The sequence below is a fragment of the Janthinobacterium sp. LPB2021202312-11-4 genome, assembly GCF_037049705.1.
Lineage (GTDB): Bacteria > Pseudomonadota > Gammaproteobacteria > Pseudomonadales > Pseudomonadaceae > Aquipseudomonas.
This window is the reverse complement of the sequence record NZ_JBAGKV010000019.1, coordinates 23,124-41,046: the sequence shown is the minus strand read 5'-3', so window position 1 is coordinate 41,046 and position 17,923 is coordinate 23,124. Positions and strand designations below refer to the sequence as shown.

The window sequence follows — 17,923 nt, the reverse complement described above, 5'->3', positions numbered from 1 at the left end:
ATGAACCTTTATCAACTGCAAGACAGCACCGCGATTGTCACCGGTGGCTCTTCGGGCATTGGCCTGGCCTGCGTCGAGTTGTTGCTCGAAGCTGGCGCGGCCGTGGCCTTTTGCGGTCGGGACGAAAACCGGCTGCGCAGCGCCGAAGCCGAGTTGCGTCAACGCTTCCCCGAAGCACGGCTGCTCGCCCATGTTTGCAACGTGCTCGATGCGGACTCGGTCAAGGCGTTTGCCGCGGCTAGCCTGGCCGCATTGGGCCCGGCCAGCGTGCTGATCAACAACGCCGGGCAAGGTCGGGTGTCGACCTTCGCCGACACCACCGACAGCGCCTGGACCGAAGAGTTGAACCTGAAGTTCTTCTCGGTGATCAACCCGGTCCACGCCTTCATGACACAGCTGCAACGCCAGCGGAACGCGGCCATCGTCTGCGTCAACTCGCTGCTGGCCAGCCAGCCGGAACCGCACATGGTCGCCACTTCGGCCGCTCGCGCCGGGGTCATGAACCTGGTGCGCTCGATGGCCACCGAATTTGCCGGTCAAGGCATTCGGGTCAACGGCATCCTCATTGGCCTGGTTGAGTCCGGGCAATGGCGCCGACGTTTCGAGGCCCGCGAAGAGCGGGATCTGGACTGGACCCAATGGACCGCCCGGCTCGCGCAACAAAAACACATTCCCTTAGGGCGTCTGGGCCTGCCGATTGAAGCAGCCCGCGCGATCCTGTTTCTGGCCTCGCCTCTGTCGGCTTACACCACAGGCAGCCATATCGATGTTTCTGGAGGCCTGTCCCGCCATGCGTAATGAAAATACTGTCACCGTTGGCGCTGCCATCACCGCGTTTCTCGAACAGTGCGACGTCAAGGCCGCGTTCGGCGTGATCTCGATCCACAACATGCCGATCCTCGATGCCTTCGCCGTTCGCGGAAATATCCGTTTCGTCATGGCTCGCGGTGAAGCCGGCGCCACCAACATGGCTGACGCTTATGCCCGCACCACCGGCGGCCTCGGTGTCTGCCTGACGTCCACCGGCACCGCAGCCGGCAACGCCGCTGGCGCCATGGTCGAAGCGTTGACCGCCGGCACACCGCTGCTGCACATCACCGGGCAGATTGAAACGCCGTACCTGGACCAGGAATTCGCCTACATCCACGAAGCCCGCGACCAACTGACCATGCTCAAGGCTGTATCGAAGGCTGCATTCCGTGTACGCAGCGTCGAAACCGCCATCAGCACGATGAAACTGGCCGTGCAAACCGCCCTGACCGCTCCTACCGGGCCGGTCAGCGTGGAAATCCCGATCGACATCCAGTCGACGTTTATCACGATGCCGACCGACCTTTCACCGCTGCCAGTTCCAGTGGCCGTCCCCGCGCCCGAAGCGCTGGACCTGGTGGCCGAGCGTCTGGCCACAGCCACCCGCCCACTGCTGTGGCTCGGCGGTGGGGCGCGGCATTGCGGGCCGCAAGTCAAACGCCTGCTGGACATGGGCGTCGGTGTGATTACCTCGACTCAGGGTCGCGGTGTGGTCAACGAAGATGACGAACGTTGCCTCGGGGCGTTCTCGCAAAACAAATTGGTCGAGCAATTCCTGCAAAGCTGCGATGCCTTGCTGATCGCCGGCTCCCGTCTGCGCAGCAACGAAACCTTCAAGTACGCGTTGAAATTGCCACGCAACACCTTGCGAATCGACGCCAACCCGGCCATCGAAGGTCGCAGCTATAACAGCGAGCTATTCATCTGTGGCGACTCGGCGCTGGCCCTTGAAGGCCTGGCGGATCGTCTCGAAGGTCGCCTGCAGATCGACCCGACATTCCTCGCCGAACTCAAGGACGTCCGCGAAAAATCCCGCAGCCAATTGATCGCCGACCTCGGCCCGTACTCGGCCATGGTCGAACAGCTGCAAGCCATCACCGGGCGCAATTTCTCCTGGGTGCGCGACGTCACGCTGTCCAACAGCATCTGGGGCAACCGCCTGCTGACCCTGTTCCACCCGCGTGCCGGCGTGCATGCCCTCGGCGGCGGCATTGGCCAGGGTTTGTCGATGGGCATTGGCGCGGCCGTGGCCGCAGCGGAAACCGACCCTGAGCGTAAGGTCTTTGCCCTCGCCGGTGACGGCGGTTTCATCCTCAACCTCGGCGAATTGGCGACGCTGGTGCAAGAGAAAGCCAACGTGGTGATTCTGCTGATGAACGACCAGCGCTACGGTGTGATCCGCAATATTCAGGACGCGGTCTACGGCAGCCGTCACTGCTACGTCGACCTGCACACGCCGGATTATTCCAAGCTGGCGGAATCCCTGAGCCTGCGCCACGGCCTGGTCACCGACCTGAAGGATTTCGGCCGCGTGGTCGACGGCGCACTGGCTCAACCCGGCCCGTTCCTGCTGGAAGTCGACATGCTCGCCGTCGGCAGCTTCGCCACCCAGTTCGCCGGTCCGCCCAACAGCGAAACCAAAGCGCAAAAAGCCACGGCCTGAGGACTTCGTCATGTTGCATATCACCATGATCGGCTGCGGCGCCATTGGCGTCGGCGTGCTCGAACTGTTGGAGAAGGACCCGCAGCTTTGCGTTGACTACGTCATCGCTTCGGCCGGGTCTGAAGAACTGGTCCGCCAGCGGCTGGCCAGTTTCAAGCAACCGCCGCAGGTGCTGACCGCCTTGCCGGCCGATGCACGCCCGGACCTGTTGGTCGAGTGCGCCGGCCACCGCGCCATCGAAGAACATGTGTTGCCGGCGCTGGAACGTGGCATCGCCTGCCTGATCGTCTCGGTCGGCGCGCTGTCCGAAGTCGGCCTGGTTGAACGCCTGGAAGCGGCAGCCGAACGCGGCCAGACCCGCATCGAGTTGCTGCCCGGCGCCATCGGCGGCATCGACGCCTTGTCGGCGGCCAAAGTCGGCGGGCTGGATTCGGTCAATTACACCGGCCGCAAACCGGCTAAAGCCTGGAAAAACACCCCCGCTGAACAGGCCTGTGACCTGGACAGCATTACCGAAGCCACGGTGATTTTTCAGGGCAGCGCCCGGGAAGCGGCACGGCTCTATCCAAAAAACGCCAACGTTGCGGCGACCTTGTCGCTGGCCGGGCTCGGCCTGGACCGTACCCACGTGACACTGATCGCCGATCCGCTGAGCGAGGAGAACGTCCATCACTTCGAAGCACGCGGCGCTTTTGGCGGTTTCGAACTGAGCTTGCGTGGCAAACCGCTGCTGGCCAACCCGAAGACCTCGGCGCTGACCGTTTACAGCGTTGTCCGCGCCTTGGGCAACCACGCCCACGCGATTTCGATTTAGGGGACCGTCGATGACTCTCGAACAGACTTTACCGATCTGCATTGCCGGCGACTGGCGCCTGGGTCGCGGCGAGCGTTATGCCACGTGCTATCCCGCCACGGGCGAAGCCGTCGCCTGGCTGAATGCCGCCAGTGTCGAGGACGTCGAAGACGCCGTGCAAGGCGCCCATCAGGCGTTTTTGCACAGCGGCTGGGCGCAGCGCAAACCTCACGAACGGGCCAGCGTGCTGTACCGCATCGCCGAGCTGATCCGTGAGCGCAGCGAAGAACTGGCGCAATTGCAGCGCCAGGACAATGGCAAACCGATCAACGAAACCCGTGCCCTGGTGGCCAGCGCCGCCGGTACGTTTCAGTTTTTCGCCTCGGCCTGCGAAACCCTCGAAGAAACCATCACGCCATCCCGTGGTGATTTCGTCAGCATGAGTGTGTACGAACCGATGGGCGTGATCGCCGCGATCACCCCGTGGAACTCGCCGATTGCCAGCGAAGCGCAGAAGGTCGCTCCGGCGCTGGCGGCGGGCAACGCGGTGGTGATCAAACCGGCGGAAATCACCCCGTTGATGGCTTTGCAACTGGCGCGCATCTGCGAAGACGCCGGGTTGCCGAAAGGATTGCTCAGTGTGCTACCGGGCAAGGGTTCGCTGCTCGGTGATGCGTTGACCCGTCACCCGCTGGTAAAGCGCGTGTCGTTCACCGGCGGCACCAAAACCGGCAAACACATTGCCCACATCGCCGCTGACAAGATGATGCCGGTGTCGCTGGAACTGGGCGGCAAATCGCCGACCATCGTCCTCGACGATGCCGATCTCGACCACGCGGTGGCCGGTGTGTTGTACGGCATCTTCAGTTCTTCGGGCGAAGCCTGCATTGCCGGGTCGCGGTTGTTCGTCGCCCGCGCCTTGTATGAGCCGTTCATGGCGCGTCTGGTGGCCGCTGCGGCCGAACTGCGCGTCGGTGATCCGGCCGATGAACGTACCCAAATGGGGCCGTTGATCAGCGCCGGCCACCGCGACTCGGTGGAGCGTTATGTTGCTCTAGGGCTGGCCGAAGGTGGACGCCTGCTGCTCGGTGGCAAACGTCCGAGTGGTGGCGTGTACGACCAGGGTTATTACTACCCGCCGACCATCCTCGAAGGCCTGAACAACAGCCAACAGGTTTGTCAGGAAGAGATCTTCGGCCCCGTTTTGGTGGCGATGCCCTTCGATGACGAAGCGCAATTGCTCGAGCAGGCCAACGACAGCCTGTACGCGCTCGCCGCCGGCATCTGGACGCGCGACTACAAACGCGCCTGGGCGCTGGGCCGAAAAATTCAGGCCGGGACGGTGTGGATCAACACCTACAAACAGTTCTCGATTTCCACACCGTTCGGCGGCTGGCGCGACAGCGGTCTGGGCCGTGAAAAAGGTCGCCTCGGCATCCTGCAGTACATGGAACAGAAAAGCCTTTATTGGGGCATGAATGAACAGCCACTGGCCTGGGCCGGTGTGCAACGAGAGGTTGGGTTATGAGCGTTTTAGGCATTGATGAAGTCACCTACGGCGTCGAGGACCTCGACACCAGCGTGCGTTTTTTCAGCGACTGGGGCCTGACGAAAGTCAGCGAACAACCTGACGAAGTGGTCTTCGAAACCCTCAACGGTTGCCGCGTGGTGCTCGCCGACATCAAAAAGGCCGGTTTGCCGCCCGCCATCGAAGCCGGTTCGACCGTGCGCGAAGTGGTCTGGGGCGTCGAAAGCGACGCTGACTTGAAGCTTTATAGCGAACGAATCGCCAACGATCCGGGCTTCATCGAAGCGGATGGGCGCATCGGTTGCACCGACCCCAACGGCCTGGCGATCCGCCTGCAAGTGACCCGCAAGCGTGAACTGGAGATCGAGTGCAGCGGCCATAACACCTGGCAGACCAAAGGCCGGATCAACAAGGCTGCGCCGATCTACGACCGCGCCACGCCGATCGAAGTCGGCCATGTGGTGTTTTTCGTCAAGGACGTCAACGCCTGCGAAGCCTTCTACCACGAGCGTTTCGGCTTCCAGGCCTCTGACCGCTATCCGGATCGCGGGGCGTTCCTGCGCACCGCCGAAGAAGGCGGCCACCACGACCTGTTCATGTTGCAACTGCCCGCCCCTCGTGCCGGCCTCAACCACGTCGCCTTTACCGTGCGCGATGTGCACGAAGTGTTCGGTGGCGGCATGCACATTTCCCGCCGCGGCTGGGCAACGGAAATCGGTCCGGGTCGGCACCCGGTGTCGTCGGCGTTCTTCTGGTACTTCAAAAACCCGGCCGGCGCGCTGGTCGAGTACTACGCCGACGAAGACCAACTGACCGGCGCATGGCAGCCGCGGGACTTCGAGCCGGGCCCGACGATGTTCGCTGAATGGGCGATTGCCGGCGGCATCGATGGCAATACCCGACGCCAGCAGCATGTCGAAGCGCCGCAAGGCAAGTTCCTCACCGACAAACCGAAACCCTGAGCAGGAGTTACTCATGTCCGCACTGAATATCGCGATTGCCGGGGCCGGTATCGGTGGCTTGACCGCCGCCATTGCGCTGCTTCGCGCAGGCCATAACGTCACCGTATTCGAACAGTCGAAAGCCTTTTTGCGGGTCGGCGCCGATATCAACCTGACACCTAATGCCGTACGTGCTCTGGATGGTCTTGGGGTGGGCGCTGCCGTGCGCATTCCGGCCGCTCGTCCGACGCACCGGATCAGCCGCCTGTGGGACAGCGGCGAGGAAACTTCGCGCCTGGAAATGTCCGATGCCGCCGAACAGAAATACGGTGCACCGCAACTGACCATTCACCGCGCCGATCTACTGGCCGCACTGGCGGACGTCTTTCCACCCGAACAGGTGAAGTTTGGCAAACGCGCCGAGCACGTCGTGCAAACCGCCGACGGCATCGAGTTGCGCTTCAAGGATGGCAGCCGCCACGTCACCGATCTGTTGATCGGCGCCGATGGCATCCATTCGGTGGTGCGTAATGCGCTGTTCGGTGATGAGCAGCCACGCTTTACCGGAGTGGTCGCTTACCGCGCCGTCGTACCTGCTGAAAGCGTGGCCCATGTGCCGAACATTCAGGCGTTCACTAAATGGTGGGGCCCTACCCCGCAAAGCCAGATCGTGACGTTTCCGCTGAACCAGGGCCGGGACATTTTCATCTTCGCCACCACCGCTCAGGACAGCTGGCATGAAGAGTCCTGGACCAGCGCCGGCGATGCCGACGAGTTGCGCAGCCACTATCAGGACTTCCACCCGGACGCTCGCGCTCTGCTGGATGCGTGTAACGAAGTGCTCAAGACCGCGCTGTACGAACGCGATCCGCTGCCGTTCTGGTCCAAGGGTGCGATGACGTTGCTGGGCGATGCCTGCCATCCGATGATGCCGTTCATGGCTCAAGGCGCCGGCCAGGCGATCGAAGATGCGGTGGTGCTCGCTCGCCATTTGCAAGACCTGACCAGCACCGCGCAAATCGCCGATGCCCTGCAGGCTTATCAGCAGGCGCGGTTGCAACGCACCAGCCAGATCCAGATCGGCTCGCGTGGTAACCAATGGCTCAAGGACGGCGGCAACGCCGACTGGGTTTATGGCTATGACGCCTGGGCCGTGCCGATGCCGAACGTGGCGTGAGCAGGACCGCAGGCATGAGCGAGACCTTGCTGGTGACCGTGCTGCTCAAGCACGACCAATCAAAGAACCTGGAAGAGATTCAGCGGCACATGAAGCAGCAGGACTGGTGGGAACGGTTTCCCCCGCAAGGCGTCGAGGTGGTGTCCTGGACCGTGGCCATGGGCCTGGGCCAGATCGTCACCCTGCGGTTGCCGCCGAGCCTGCTGCCGACCCTCAACGTCGAGCTCGAACGCTCGGCCTGGGGCGTGTTCAGCACCGAAGTTTTCCCGACGTATGACTTTATTCCCGTGCGCGAAATGATCCGCGAACGGGTACGTAATGGAGGTCAATGAGATGAGCAATACCGAACCCTACCTGGAGCCCCATCAGGCCCGTAAACGTCCCAACACCCAGTTCGAAGAGTTGCTCGGCGACTCCATCGAACGCGCCTTTGGCAACGGGGTGACCGAGTTGCCCGACCTGCTCGCGCACCTGAATCTGGCCGGGCCGCCCTGCCCGCTGACCACCGGAGAGTGGACAGCAGACGCCTATAAAACCCTGATGGCTCGGCTGGGCGAATGACCCGCCGGAGGACAATAAGAAATGAACATGAATACAACCGTCGATCCCGCTGAAAACCTCTTGGCCAACGGGTTGAAAAACCTTTGGTTCCCGGTCCTGCCTTCCGACCAATTGGGCGAAAAACCGGTGTCGATTCGCCGTCTGGGCTACAAGATCGCCCTGTGGCGCGACAATGACGGCAGCGTCCACGCCCTGGAAGATCACTGCCCTCATCGCGGCGCGCCGCTGTCCCAGGGGCCGGTGCTGGGTGACCGTCTGCAATGCCCTTATCACGGCGTCGAAGTGCGCTGTGACGGCACCGTCACCAAAGTCCCCGGCAGCCCCGGTTGCAAGCTTGAAGGCAGCCGCCCGACACGCATGTTCCACACCCGTGAAGCCGCTGGCGCGATCTTTCTGTACAACGCGGCAGATCCGCACGTGGACACGCCGCCGGAGCTGGTCCTGCCAGAGCAACTGACCTCCCCGGAATGGAGCAGCTTCCTCTGCTACACCGAGTGGAAAGGCGATTATCGCTACGTCATCGACAACGTCATGGACCCGATGCACGGCACCTACCTGCACAAGATGTCGCACTCCATGAGCGAAGGCGAAGCCACCGCCAAGTTCGTCACCCGCGACACCGACAACGGTTTCTTCTTCGAGAAAGAAGGCCAGCGCGGGGTGAATTTCGACTGGACCGAGTTCATGGATAACGGCTGCCACTGGCTGCGCCTGGAAATCCCCTATCCGAAAACCGGCGGCCCGGGCGGCAACTTCACCATCATCGGCAGCTACACACCGAGCAGCCGTTCCTTGTCGGCAGTGTTCCACTGGCGTTGCCGTCCGCTGACCGGCTGGCAGCGCGACACCTGGCGTTTCCTCTACAAAAATCGCCTGGAAGCACGCCACTGGGCGGTGCTGGAACAGGACCGGGTGCTGCTCGAATTCATGGAGCCGGACGCCAACCAGCGGGAAAACCTCTACCAGCATGACCTCGGTGTGGTGCGTCTGCGTCGCTACCTGAAAAACGCGGCCAAGGCCCAATTGGAGCTGATCGACGCGAAGCAGTTGCCATGAACGCAGCCGTGCAACGTGTTCAGGCCGGCTCGTTGATCGAGCCGGCCAGCGCCACCTGGTCGAATGCCTTGCTGATCGGCAATGAAGTGGTGATGTCCGGCATGACCGGCCATCCCGCTACACGCCTGGCCGTTGTGGCTGACGCGCCGCTCGATGCCTACGCCCAGACACTTGTCGTGTTGAACAAAGTCCGGGCGCTGGTCGAGGCGGCGGGTGGGCATATCGGCAACATTTACCGGCTGACGGTGTATGTCACCAATATTGCCGACAAGGACGAAGTGGGTCGCGCACGGCGTGACTTCTTCGAAGGTCAGGCGGTTTTTCCTACCTCCACGCTGGTTGAAGTGAGCGCGCTGGTGTTTCCCGAACTGCGGGTGGAGATCGAGGCCGGCGCGCGTCTCGATCTCGATTTGCGTACTGTCGAAAAGAGGTGACCGATGTCCCATTCCTCCCCCCTCACCGCTCGCGTGCACACGTTGCGCTATGAAGCCGAAGGCATCATCAGCGTCGAATTGCGGCCGTTTGGCGACACGGTGTTCGCCCCGTTTGAAGCCGGCTCGCACATCGATCTGCATTTACCCAACGGTCTGGTGCGCAGTTACTCATTGCTCAACTCGCCAAGCGATCAAGGCCGTTACGTGATCGGCATCCTGCGTGATCGCAACAGCCGCGGCGGCTCGGAATTTGTGCACGCGCAACTGCGGGTCGGCATGCAACTGCCGATCTCGTCGCCGCGCAATAACTTCCAGCTCGACCTGAGTGCCAGACACAGCGTGCTGGTGGCCGGCGGTATCGGCATCACACCGATTTACTGCATGTTCCGCCAACTGCTGGCACTGGGAAAATCCGCCGAGCTGATCTACTGCGCCCGCTCGCGACAGGAAGCCGCGCTGGTTGAGGAACTCAGCGGCTTGAGTGCCAAAGTCGTCTATCACTTCAACGATGAAAAGGGCATGCCGCCAGACCTGAGCGCCTACCTGGCCGATCAGCCCAGCGATACGCACTTCTATTGCTGCGGTCCGACGCCGATGCTCGACGCTTTCGAAAGCACCTGCGAAGGCCTCGGTTACCCTCATGCGCATATCGAGCGCTTCGCGGCGGCCGAACTGCCGCCGTCTGAAGACGCGCAGAGCAGCTACAGCGTCGAACTGAAAAAATCCGGCAAGACGCTGTCGATCGAGCCAGGTTTGAGTTTGCTCGATGTGCTGCTCGAGGCGGGTTGCGACATCGAGTACAGCTGTCGCGAAGGGGTCTGCGGGTCGTGCGAAACACGCGTACTGGAAGGTGATGTCGACCACCGGGACGGCGTGCTGACCAAAGCCGAACGTGCGGCCAACAAATCGATGATGGTGTGTGTGTCGGGCTGCAAGAGTCGGCGATTGGTACTGGATCTATAACGCGAGTATCAAGTTTCCAGGGTTAAACAGGCCGACAGGTATGTCGGCCTTTTTTATGCGCGTGACATAAAAAACGCACAGTGAACGTGCAGTTTCGTTACCCCTCGAGGCGCCTGTTTCATGGGCAATACAAACAAACATGTTTCCCATATAAACAATTGTTTTTATTGAGTTTTTAAGTACCTGACAGACCTCTTACAGTTGGCATAGTTTCTGCTCAGGTAACCCTGAGTTCATAGGCCATACGCCGTATTACCCATGAAACAATAAAAACAGAAACGCACTTAATCAAAGCAACACTCGACGTTATCCGCCCATCGCCACTTTCAAGGCGAACGGAACAGTGTTGCCGGTCACTTTGTAGCGTTCAATTGAGCAGCGGAGTCAACATGAAGCATTACGTTATATGTATGGGACTGATGATGAGCAGTTGCGTGAGCTTCGCCGGTGAACCCGGTCCCGCTGCGCCCGTGACATCGACTACCGGTAAAAAGCCGTTTCCGCATATCGCCTGGCGCAGCGACGATGGCGAAAGCAGCCTGGACATCGGTGGTGCCCTGCGAACCAACTACCGCGACGAGCATTGGGACACCACCGAAAACAATGGGCGTTTTCTCTTCGACACCTTCCGCATCGACGTACAGGCGACCTACAAAAATCTCTATAGCGATGTCGGCTACTGGTTTCAGGATGACGGCAAGCGCTCCATCGACCGCGGCTTCGTCGGCTACCGCCTCAACAGCAACTCAAACCTGCAACTGGGCGCGCCGTTCAAACCGTTTGGCCTGGAGCCCTATCCGCAATTCGGCTGGAGCTATCACCTGCCCTTCTTCATGGGCTATGGCGTCAGCGCCGGCACAGGCTTGAAGTACAGCTACAAGGATCAGGACTGGGATCTGCAACTGGGGTACTTCCCGCGCATGTTGCCTTCCGACATTCGCTACTCGCCGGAAGTCGGGCGTTACGCCGACCTCAAGGACAATGCGATCCCCTTCACCCAGTCGCGCCAGGACAACGAGAAACACAACCAGATCAACGCCCGGGTCGCGCGGACCTTTATCAATGACGGCTGGAAAACCGAAATCGGCGCGTCGGTGGCCGCCGCCCAGTTGTACAACGCCACCACCAAAGACGACGGCGATTACTGGGCCGGCGGCATTCACGCCATCATCAATGCCGGCGCGTGGACCGTCTCCACCCAAGGCATTCGCTACGAGTACGATCCAAAGAATCCTGCCGGGGTCAGCAACGACTCGGTGCTGATGGGCGGCAACGGCCTGACCCCGGCGTACCTGATCGCCTCCAAAGCCACCATCGCCTCGCTGAACGTCAGCTATGACATCCCGACGCCGAAACTGGGTCAGTTGAAGAAGATCAAACTGTACAACGACTACAGTCGCATGATGAAAGACAAGAGCGGTTGGGACGACTCGCAGATGTACACCGTCGGTGCGCAATTCCTGGCCATGCCGATCATGGCGTGGGTCGACCTGACCTGGGCAAAAAATGCCAACCCCTATGGCGGTGCCGAAAACGGATCCGGCTTTACCAACACCAGTTCAATCGGCAGCAATGCCTGGTACTACCGGACCAATATCAACATTGGGTATTACTTCTGATGCCTGCCCTATGGCCGCTGTTGTGGCTGCGATAAATCCGCCGACAGACGTGATTTTCGGCAACCGCACGTCCTAATCTGGCTGATTGCAATGGGTCGTTTACTGCCGGTCGCGACCGGCAAAAATCGGCCAATAGCAGGCACTCGAACACTGCTTTAAATCAGAACCGTTTAGATCCCTATCCCCTTTCAGTACGTGGCCGAGTTGCGCAGCTAAGCTGCTTTACCAGTCGAAATCTGAACCTGGCCTCTTGCTCAGCACCAGTTGTCTGAGCAAATTCGCCAACGACGGGTCATTGTCCACAACCATTACGCGCATTAGAGTTCCTTCTCAGGCATTGAGTCTCAACAAAGGTCAGCACATGCCCGGTTACTTACACATCAGCCTTGGCGCGCTTATCAGCTGATAACGCCGGAACGAGAGCCATCTAGCTTACGCGCACCCTGCATCTTTTAAGACTCGTCTGATTCAATCTTCCCTGTTGCGCCTACACACTTGGCCGATGAAGCTCAAACAATTCGTCGCGCCCATGGACTCATCCTTTTCGCCCGCGGAGGCAGCGCGCAAGCTGCTGCACCTATTCCCGCTGCGTTGATCTTAGGCGTACCTATCGCTGCCTACAGTTTTCCCACGACCCGGCTCAACAACCGCTACGAACTGGCTGCCGCAATACGCCAAGCACATTCCGTTCTGCCCGTCATCGGAGCCACAACATATGCCAATCCCCAGAAAACCCAGCAATGCCTGGCTGTGGGCATGAATGAATGCCCGGCCGCCTACCAAAGGAGAACGCTATGAGGACCTGGCCGGCAGCAACAACTACCCAACCAGCGCCTCGCGACCCCGCACGAACCTGAGCATCAACCAGAGCCTGGGCCGCGACCGTAAGTACGGTAGCCTGTACCTCAATGCGACCGACCAGCGCTTCTGGGACGGCAGGGGAACCCGCAGCCTTTCCGGCGGCTACAGCAGCACTTGGCGGGATCTCAATTACAGCGTTGGCGTGTCACGCAACCAAAGCACCTCGAACTACGACAGGGCCAACGCCGACACCCAGATGACCCTATCGCTATCCCCTTGGGCAGCAAACCGCGCTCGCCCCGCGCCACACTCAATACCATGCGCCAGAGCGATGGTGACCTGAGCACCCAGGCAGGGGTCAGCGGCTACTTGGGCGAGAGCGGCGACAGTTTATATTCGCTGCAAGCGGGCAATGACCACACCGGGTAATCCGGCTCCGCCTCGGTGACCAACCGCACGCGCTCGGGGGAGGTGTCTACCGGTTACAGCCAAGGCTCGGGGTTCAGAACCCAGAGCCTCGGCGCTGCTGGTTCGGTGGTTGCCCATGCCAGTGGTGTCAATCTGGGGCGTCAAGTCGGCGAGACCTTCATCTTAGTAAACGTGCCGGACGTCGCCGACGTCAAGATCAAGAGCTATGCAGGTGCCCGCACCGCAGGCAATGGCTACGCCGTTGTGCCCAACGCCCTGCCTTACCGCACCAACTGGGTCACCCTAGACACCCGCGATCTGGGCGGCGATATCGAGATTGAAAACGCTACCTAGCAAGTGGTGCCGCGCCGGGGGCCATGGTGGTGTCCACCTTCGTCGGCAATAGCGGGCGCCGGGTGCAATTCGAACTGTATGACACCGATTGCCAGACCATCCCCTTCAGTGCGGCCGTGGAAGACGCCAGCGGCAAGCAACTGGGCATATCGGACCCTACCGGCTAGGCCCTGGCTCTGCTGGAAGAGGATGCCGGTGAACTGACCATCAAGTGGAGCAAGCAGCAATGCGTGGCCCCTATCAATTACCGACGCGTGATCCGGCGATAAACTTCCTGCGGGCCCGGCTTGAGTGCCGCTCCTGATCAATGAGGTACGACATGACTATCGCACGACTCAGACAGTCGATGTGGCGGTGGCTTTTTGGGCTAGCGCTGATATGCGGGGTCATGAATCCCGCAAAGGCCAACTTCGTTAACAACAGCTGCATGGCGAAGGTCAATGGTCTGCCCTGGAACTATACCGAGATACTGGCGAATCCCCCCGAGGGGCTGGTGGTCGCTCGCAGAGTAGTCATCCTCGACGTCACCTACCAGAAAACCGGTAATGTCATGGACGAGTTGATGATCGGGGGTTACTGGCATGCATTTGGCCGTTTCAATTCAATCTACAACACGACCTCGATTAGCGGTCTGCCCGGAGTGGGGATTCGCTTTGCATCGCTGCGCTCCCCCCAAAAGGTTTTTCTCGGAACAACTGGGGATGGACAGTGCGACCAACATCGGCCCTGACGAAAACTCCGGCCATTACCGGGATTACTACCTGATGGAACTGGTCATCACTAATGCGCAGACGTTTAAGGGATGCACCGGAACACAGGTCAATGGCCTGCCGGTGTTCGTCGCAAGCTCGAGGTTCACTTATCGAAATCCAGGCCTAGCGCCTATTTGCATAGCGGCCCAGACAATTCCGCAAGGCGAGGTTCTGACCATTAGCGGCGACAGCCTTACGAGCCGGATATCAACCCCAGCTACCGCGATCTAGCCCAGCATTACAGGGTCGCTGTGTTGCCCGCTCGCGCTCGAAAACCCAAGGATAAAGCCAAGGTCGAAGTCGGCGTGCAAGTGGTCGAGCGCTGGATCCTCGCGGCGTTGCGCAACCGTCAGTTCTTCTCGCTGTGTGAACTCAACACCGCGATCGGCGTGTGCTGGAACGCCTCAACCAACGGCCCTTCAAGAAGCTGCCAGGCTCGCGTCGCTCGGCATTCGATACGCTCGACCAACCCGCACTGCAACCGCTGCCGGATTATTGAGAGGTCAAGAGCGAATTGATGCGAAAACTACAAAAGTAGGAAACGCTGAAGGAGGACGGCTACGGCGCAGAGCAGCAACGGATTGCGAAAAAATCGCGTGACGACAGAAAGAACAACGTTGGCCACTGGCAGGAGTCTTGAACAATCCGGATGCGATGGAATTCGCCGCATCCTGGCCAAAAGTAGAACCGCAAAACCCGAAAAAGTGCGATGGCCTGTAACGGCCATCGCCAAGGCGAAGTTCGGGATCGGTCAGAAGGTGCTCGGCGAGACGATGATCTTCACGTTGTGCTCCTTGTTGTTGACCAGTTCCTCGAAGCCCTGCGTGACGATCTGTTCCAGGTTGATTCGGCCGGTGACCAGCGGGCTGATATCCAGCCGCCCGTCTGCGATAAAAGCGATCACGTCAGCGAATTCGCCGTTGTACGCCAGGGCTCCCAGCACCTGTTTCTCGGTGGCCACCAGCTCGAAGAAGTTGAACTCACTGGGCTCCTCGAAAATCCCCACCAGTACACATTTACCGGCCTTGCGAATCAGGTCAATGGCCAGTTTGGCGGTGTGTTTATTACCGATGCATTCGAAGCTGACGTCAGCGCCGAGGCCGCCCGTCAGTCGGCGAACTTCAGCGAGTGCATCGCACTGGTTGGGGTCGAGGACGTGGCTGGCGCCGACTTGCAAGGCCTTGGCCTTGCGCGCGCTGGACATTTCCAGCGCGATCACCTGGGCGGCACCGGCCGCTTTGGCACACATGATGGTGCACAGGCCGATGGTCCCGGCACCGACCACTACCACGTTCTGCCCCAGCAGGCTGCCGGCCTTCTTCACCGCATGCATGCCCACCGCCAGCGGCTCGATCAGTGCTCCGGCTTCGGCCGGGAAGTTGGCCGGCAGTTTGTACAGCAGGTTGGCCGGAACGTTGACCAGCTCGGCGAACGCGCCGTTGTTCATCAACCCGGTGAACGCCAGGTTCTCGCAGATGTTGTACAGCCCATGGGTGCAGTAGTAGCAAATGCCGCAATGCTGACAGGCATCGGCGGCGACTTGCTCGCCGATGTTGAAGCCCTGGACGTCGGCGCCGATTTCGACGATTTCGCCGCAGAATTCGTGGCCGAGAATGCATTGGCCCATGATCCCGGTCAGCGGGTGCGGTGCGTCCACCGGGATAAATACCGGCCCGGCCACGTATTCATGCAGGTCGGAACCGCAGATGCCACACCACTGCACGCGGATCTGCACCCAACCGGAGGGTGGTGCGATGGGCAGTGGCACGTCTTCCACGCGGATGTCGTTGCGGCCATGCCAGACGGCCGCCCGCATGCTACGGGTGTCGATGATAGGAAGTGTCATGGATCAATGCTCCTTGAAGTCGCCAGGACCCGACTGCCTCACCGGCAGCCGGGCATGCCGTCAGTGTTGTTGCACAAACTCCAGAATCAGCCGGTTGACCTGCTCCGCCGCTTCCAGCTGCACCATGTGCGCCTGGCCCGACAGCAGCTCGACCTGTGCCGACAAGCCCTCGGTGTGCGCCGCCGGAATGATCGCGTCGTCGCTGCCCCAGATCAGCAGCACCGGCTGTCGCCCCTCTTGCACCACCGCGCGCAGGTCGAGCTGCTGGCGGCCGTCGGCGAACAGCGTCGCGGCCAGTTGGCGCAATGCGCTGTCGACGCCTTCCAGACGCTTGTACTTGAGCATGTCTTCGAGCATTTGCCGATTTACCAGCCCCGGGTCGGAGAACAACTGCGTCAGTTGCGGTTTGAGCGCGTTGCGGTTGGCGGCCTCGATAAAGCCTTGCAGGTAGTCGCCGTTGATCTGCGGGCCGAGACCGGCGCTGCCGATCAGGGTCAGCGAGCGCACCCGCTGTGGCGCCAGCCGGGCGGTGTTCAAGGACACCGCGCCGCCCATGGAATGGCCGACCAGATGCACCGCTTCGATATCCAGATGGTCGAGCAGCGCCAGCACCACTTCGCTCAGTTCATCGAGGTCACCGCGCTGCAAGACTTTGCCGGACTCACCATGGCCAGGCAGGTCGAGGGCGATGACCCGGCGCCCGGCCGCCAGCGCCTCGTGGTTGAACATCCAGTTGTTCAGGTCACCGCCGAAGCCATGGATCAGCAGCATCGGTGTGCCGCCTTCGCCGCGCTCGAAATAGCGGATGATCCGCCCATCGAGTTCGATCTTTTGCGGAGCCGGGCCGCTGTCTTCGTCGCCGACAGCACCCGGCACGAAGCTGGCCTGGAACTGCTCGACCACTGCGTCGATCTCGGCCTCGCTGGCTTCGCCTTCGACCACTATGCCGAGCAAGGCACCGACCGAAAGGGTTTCGTCCTGGCGCGCGATCTGCCGGCGCAACACCCCGGCGAACGGAGCTTCGACGCTGCTGGAGATCTTGTCGGTTTCCACATCCAGCACTTCATCGCCCTTGGCGATGGCCGCGCCCTCCTCCTTGAGCCAGGCGTCGACCCGGCCTTCGGTCATCGACAGGCCCCACTTGGGCATGGTCAGGGTATGGATCTGACTCATGGGCGTTTCCTCCACTCGATGAGCTTGAGCACCGCGGCTTCGATCTTCGCCGCGTCGGGGATGTACAGATCCTCCAGGGCGTCGGAAAACGGCACCGGGGTGTGCGGCGCGGTGACCATTTCGATGGGCGCCTGCAAGAACGAAAAGCCCTTCTGCGCCACCAGCGCGGAGATGTCGGTGGCCATCGAACAGCGCGGGTTGGCTTCGTCGATCACAACCAGGCGTCCGGTCTTCTCGACGCTTTCGAGGATGCTGTCTTCATCCATCGGGCTGGTGGTGCGCAGGTCGATCACTTCGCAGTCGATGCCACGGCCCGCCAGGCTGCGGGCCGCGTCCATCGCCAGGTTGACCGTGCGGCCATAGGACACGAGGGTCACGTCCTTGCCTTCGCGCAGGAAGTTGGCCTCGCCGAAGGGGATGGTATAGAGCTCTTCCGGCACCTCGCCCTGCATGCTGTAGAGCAGTTTGTGCTCACAGAAAATCACCGGATCATTGTCGCGGATCGCCTGGATCAGCAGGCCCTTGGCGTCGTAGGGCGACGACGGGCACACCACTTTCAGCCCGGGAATGTGGGTCCAGAGCGAGGTGAGCATTTGCGAATGCTGGGCGGCCGCCCGCAGGCCGGCCCCGACCATGGTGCGGATGACCAGCGGGGTCGAGGCCTTGCCACCGAACATGTAGCGGAATTTCGCCGCCTGATTGAGGATCTGGTCCAGGCAGCAGCCGGCAAAGTCGACGAACATCAGTTCACAGACCGGCCGCGTGCCGCAGGTCGCAGCCCCGACGGCGGCGCCGACATAGCCCAGTTCCGACAGCGGCGTGTCGAGCACCCGCCCGGGAAACTGGTGGTACAGGCCCTTGGTCACCCCGAGCACACCGCCCCAGGCGTCGCTTTCGCCGGGAGCTCCGGCACCGCCGGCAACGTCCTCACCCATGATGAATACGCTCGGATCGCGGCGCATTTCCTGGGCCAGGGCTTCATTGATTGCCTGTTGATAGCTGATTTTTCTCGCCATGATGAAGGTCTCGATTCTTGTTATAGGG

20 protein-coding genes and 1 pseudogene are annotated in these 17,923 nt (G+C 61.0%); 18 read left to right on the top strand and 3 right to left on the bottom strand.

Annotation, left to right across the window (positions count from 1 at the left end; genetic code table 11):
• From V5E99_RS20015 to V5E99_RS19930, 18 genes and pseudogenes are all read left to right on the top strand, one after another.
• On the top strand, nt 1-798 hold the full coding sequence (locus V5E99_RS20015) for an SDR family oxidoreductase (protein ID WP_499803985.1): 798 nt from the start codon (nt 1-3) through the stop codon (nt 796-798).
• A complete protein-coding gene (locus V5E99_RS20010) occupies nt 791-2,473 on the top strand; it encodes a thiamine pyrophosphate-binding protein (protein WP_499803984.1) in 1,683 nt (560 codons plus the stop codon). Before V5E99_RS20015 ends, V5E99_RS20010 begins: the two co-directional genes overlap by 8 nt.
• Before the next feature lie 10 nt (nt 2,474-2,483).
• Nucleotides 2,484-3,287 carry an aspartate dehydrogenase gene (locus tag V5E99_RS20005; protein ID WP_123368849.1) on the top strand — a complete coding sequence of 268 codons (804 nt, stop codon included), beginning with the start codon at nt 2,484-2,486 and terminating at the stop codon, nt 3,285-3,287.
• Nucleotides 3,288-3,297: 10 nt separating this feature from the next.
• Nucleotides 3,298-4,794 carry an aldehyde dehydrogenase gene (locus V5E99_RS20000; RefSeq protein ID WP_415756765.1) on the top strand — a complete coding sequence of 499 codons (1,497 nt, stop codon included), beginning with the start codon at nt 3,298-3,300 and terminating at the stop codon, nt 4,792-4,794.
• Nucleotides 4,791-5,756, top strand: coding sequence for a VOC family protein (locus V5E99_RS19995; protein ID WP_499803983.1), 966 nt, complete (start codon nt 4,791-4,793; stop codon nt 5,754-5,756). The genes V5E99_RS20000 and V5E99_RS19995 overlap by 4 nt, the downstream gene beginning before the upstream one ends.
• 13 nt (nt 5,757-5,769) lie before the next feature.
• The gene (locus V5E99_RS19990) at nt 5,770-6,912 is read left to right on the top strand and encodes an FAD-dependent monooxygenase (RefSeq protein ID WP_499803982.1); all 1,143 of its coding nucleotides are present in this window, start codon (nt 5,770-5,772) and stop codon (nt 6,910-6,912) included.
• A gap of 14 nt (nt 6,913-6,926) precedes the next feature.
• Nucleotides 6,927-7,244: a hypothetical protein gene (locus tag V5E99_RS19985; RefSeq protein WP_123368846.1), complete on the top strand. Its 318-nt coding sequence runs from the start codon at nt 6,927-6,929 to the stop codon at nt 7,242-7,244.
• 1 nt (nt 7,245) lies between these two features.
• Nucleotides 7,246-7,473 (top strand): recombinase-like helix-turn-helix domain-containing protein, encoded by a 228-nt coding sequence (locus V5E99_RS19980; protein WP_027923567.1) that lies wholly within the window; start codon nt 7,246-7,248, stop codon nt 7,471-7,473.
• A gap of 27 nt (nt 7,474-7,500) precedes the next feature.
• Nucleotides 7,501-8,529, top strand: a complete 1,029-nt coding sequence (locus tag V5E99_RS19975; protein WP_236713353.1) for an aromatic ring-hydroxylating oxygenase subunit alpha — start codon at nt 7,501-7,503, stop codon at nt 8,527-8,529.
• Nucleotides 8,526-8,963 carry a Rid family hydrolase gene (locus V5E99_RS19970; protein WP_499803981.1) on the top strand — a complete coding sequence of 146 codons (438 nt, stop codon included), beginning with the start codon at nt 8,526-8,528 and terminating at the stop codon, nt 8,961-8,963. The genes V5E99_RS19975 and V5E99_RS19970 overlap by 4 nt, the downstream gene beginning before the upstream one ends.
• Nucleotides 8,964-8,966: 3 nt before the next feature.
• On the top strand, nt 8,967-9,926 hold the full coding sequence (locus tag V5E99_RS19965) for a PDR/VanB family oxidoreductase (protein WP_499803980.1): 960 nt from the start codon (nt 8,967-8,969) through the stop codon (nt 9,924-9,926).
• Between the two features lie 389 nt (nt 9,927-10,315).
• Nucleotides 10,316-11,545, top strand: coding sequence for a putative porin (locus tag V5E99_RS19960; RefSeq protein ID WP_499803979.1), 1,230 nt, complete (start codon nt 10,316-10,318; stop codon nt 11,543-11,545).
• A gap of 760 nt (nt 11,546-12,305) precedes the next feature.
• Entirely contained in the window at nt 12,306-12,689 is a 384-nt protein-coding gene (locus V5E99_RS19955; RefSeq protein WP_499803978.1) for a fimbria/pilus outer membrane usher protein, read from the top strand.
• The gene (locus tag V5E99_RS19950; protein WP_499804073.1) at nt 12,623-12,775 is read left to right on the top strand and encodes a hypothetical protein; all 153 of its coding nucleotides are present in this window, start codon (nt 12,623-12,625) and stop codon (nt 12,773-12,775) included. The genes V5E99_RS19955 and V5E99_RS19950 overlap by 67 nt, the downstream gene beginning before the upstream one ends.
• 15 nt (nt 12,776-12,790) lie before the next feature.
• Complete coding sequence (locus tag V5E99_RS19945; protein WP_499803977.1) at nt 12,791-13,108, top strand: fimbria/pilus outer membrane usher protein; 318 nt, start codon at nt 12,791-12,793, stop codon at nt 13,106-13,108.
• A gap of 29 nt (nt 13,109-13,137) precedes the next feature.
• Entirely contained in the window at nt 13,138-13,275 is a 138-nt protein-coding gene (locus V5E99_RS19940) for a hypothetical protein (protein ID WP_499803976.1), read from the top strand.
• Between the two features lie 152 nt (nt 13,276-13,427).
• A complete protein-coding gene (locus V5E99_RS19935) occupies nt 13,428-13,838 on the top strand; it encodes a hypothetical protein (protein ID WP_499803975.1) in 411 nt (136 codons plus the stop codon).
• Between the two features lie 216 nt (nt 13,839-14,054).
• Nucleotides 14,055-14,353: pseudogene (locus tag V5E99_RS19930) on the top strand (IS21 family transposase); the annotation flags it as partial.
• A gap of 258 nt (nt 14,354-14,611) precedes the next feature.
• Here the strand turns inward: V5E99_RS19930 and V5E99_RS19925 are convergent.
• The 3 genes from V5E99_RS19925 to V5E99_RS19915 all read right to left on the bottom strand — a co-directional run bounded on the left by V5E99_RS19925 (nt 14,612) and on the right by V5E99_RS19915 (nt 17,895).
• Entirely contained in the window at nt 14,612-15,676 is a 1,065-nt protein-coding gene (locus V5E99_RS19925; RefSeq protein WP_499804070.1) for a 2,3-butanediol dehydrogenase, read from the bottom strand.
• A gap of 90 nt (nt 15,677-15,766) precedes the next feature.
• Nucleotides 15,767-16,879, bottom strand: coding sequence for an acetoin dehydrogenase dihydrolipoyllysine-residue acetyltransferase subunit (locus V5E99_RS19920; protein WP_499803974.1), 1,113 nt, complete (start codon nt 16,877-16,879; stop codon nt 15,767-15,769).
• Complete coding sequence (locus tag V5E99_RS19915) at nt 16,876-17,895, bottom strand: alpha-ketoacid dehydrogenase subunit beta (protein ID WP_499803973.1); 1,020 nt, start codon at nt 17,893-17,895, stop codon at nt 16,876-16,878. The genes V5E99_RS19920 and V5E99_RS19915 overlap by 4 nt, the downstream gene beginning before the upstream one ends.
• Nucleotides 17,896-17,923 lie beyond the last annotated feature (28 nt).

Coding starts and splice junctions, on each gene's coding strand:
- V5E99_RS20015 (WP_499803985.1), top strand. CDS start 1: ATGAACCTTTATCAACTGCAAGACAGCACCGCGATTGTCACCGGTGGC.
- V5E99_RS20010 (WP_499803984.1), top strand. CDS start 791: ATGCGTAATGAAAATACTGTCACCGTTGGCGCTGCCATCACCGCGTTT.
- V5E99_RS20005 (WP_123368849.1), top strand. CDS start 2,484: ATGTTGCATATCACCATGATCGGCTGCGGCGCCATTGGCGTCGGCGTG.
- V5E99_RS20000 (WP_415756765.1), top strand. CDS start 3,298: ATGACTCTCGAACAGACTTTACCGATCTGCATTGCCGGCGACTGGCGC.
- V5E99_RS19995 (WP_499803983.1), top strand. CDS start 4,791: ATGAGCGTTTTAGGCATTGATGAAGTCACCTACGGCGTCGAGGACCTC.
- V5E99_RS19990 (WP_499803982.1), top strand. CDS start 5,770: ATGTCCGCACTGAATATCGCGATTGCCGGGGCCGGTATCGGTGGCTTG.
- V5E99_RS19985 (WP_123368846.1), top strand. CDS start 6,927: ATGAGCGAGACCTTGCTGGTGACCGTGCTGCTCAAGCACGACCAATCA.
- V5E99_RS19980 (WP_027923567.1), top strand. CDS start 7,246: ATGAGCAATACCGAACCCTACCTGGAGCCCCATCAGGCCCGTAAACGT.
- V5E99_RS19975 (WP_236713353.1), top strand. CDS start 7,501: ATGAATACAACCGTCGATCCCGCTGAAAACCTCTTGGCCAACGGGTTG.
- V5E99_RS19970 (WP_499803981.1), top strand. CDS start 8,526: ATGAACGCAGCCGTGCAACGTGTTCAGGCCGGCTCGTTGATCGAGCCG.
- V5E99_RS19965 (WP_499803980.1), top strand. CDS start 8,967: ATGTCCCATTCCTCCCCCCTCACCGCTCGCGTGCACACGTTGCGCTAT.
- V5E99_RS19960 (WP_499803979.1), top strand. CDS start 10,316: ATGAAGCATTACGTTATATGTATGGGACTGATGATGAGCAGTTGCGTG.
- V5E99_RS19955 (WP_499803978.1), top strand. CDS start 12,306: ATGAATGCCCGGCCGCCTACCAAAGGAGAACGCTATGAGGACCTGGCC.
- V5E99_RS19935 (WP_499803975.1), top strand. CDS start 13,428: ATGACTATCGCACGACTCAGACAGTCGATGTGGCGGTGGCTTTTTGGG.
- V5E99_RS19925 (WP_499804070.1), bottom strand. CDS start 15,676: ATGCGGGCGGCCGTCTGGCATGGCCGCAACGACATCCGCGTGGAAGAC.
- V5E99_RS19920 (WP_499803974.1), bottom strand. CDS start 16,879: ATGAGTCAGATCCATACCCTGACCATGCCCAAGTGGGGCCTGTCGATG.
- V5E99_RS19915 (WP_499803973.1), bottom strand. CDS start 17,895: ATGGCGAGAAAAATCAGCTATCAACAGGCAATCAATGAAGCCCTGGCC.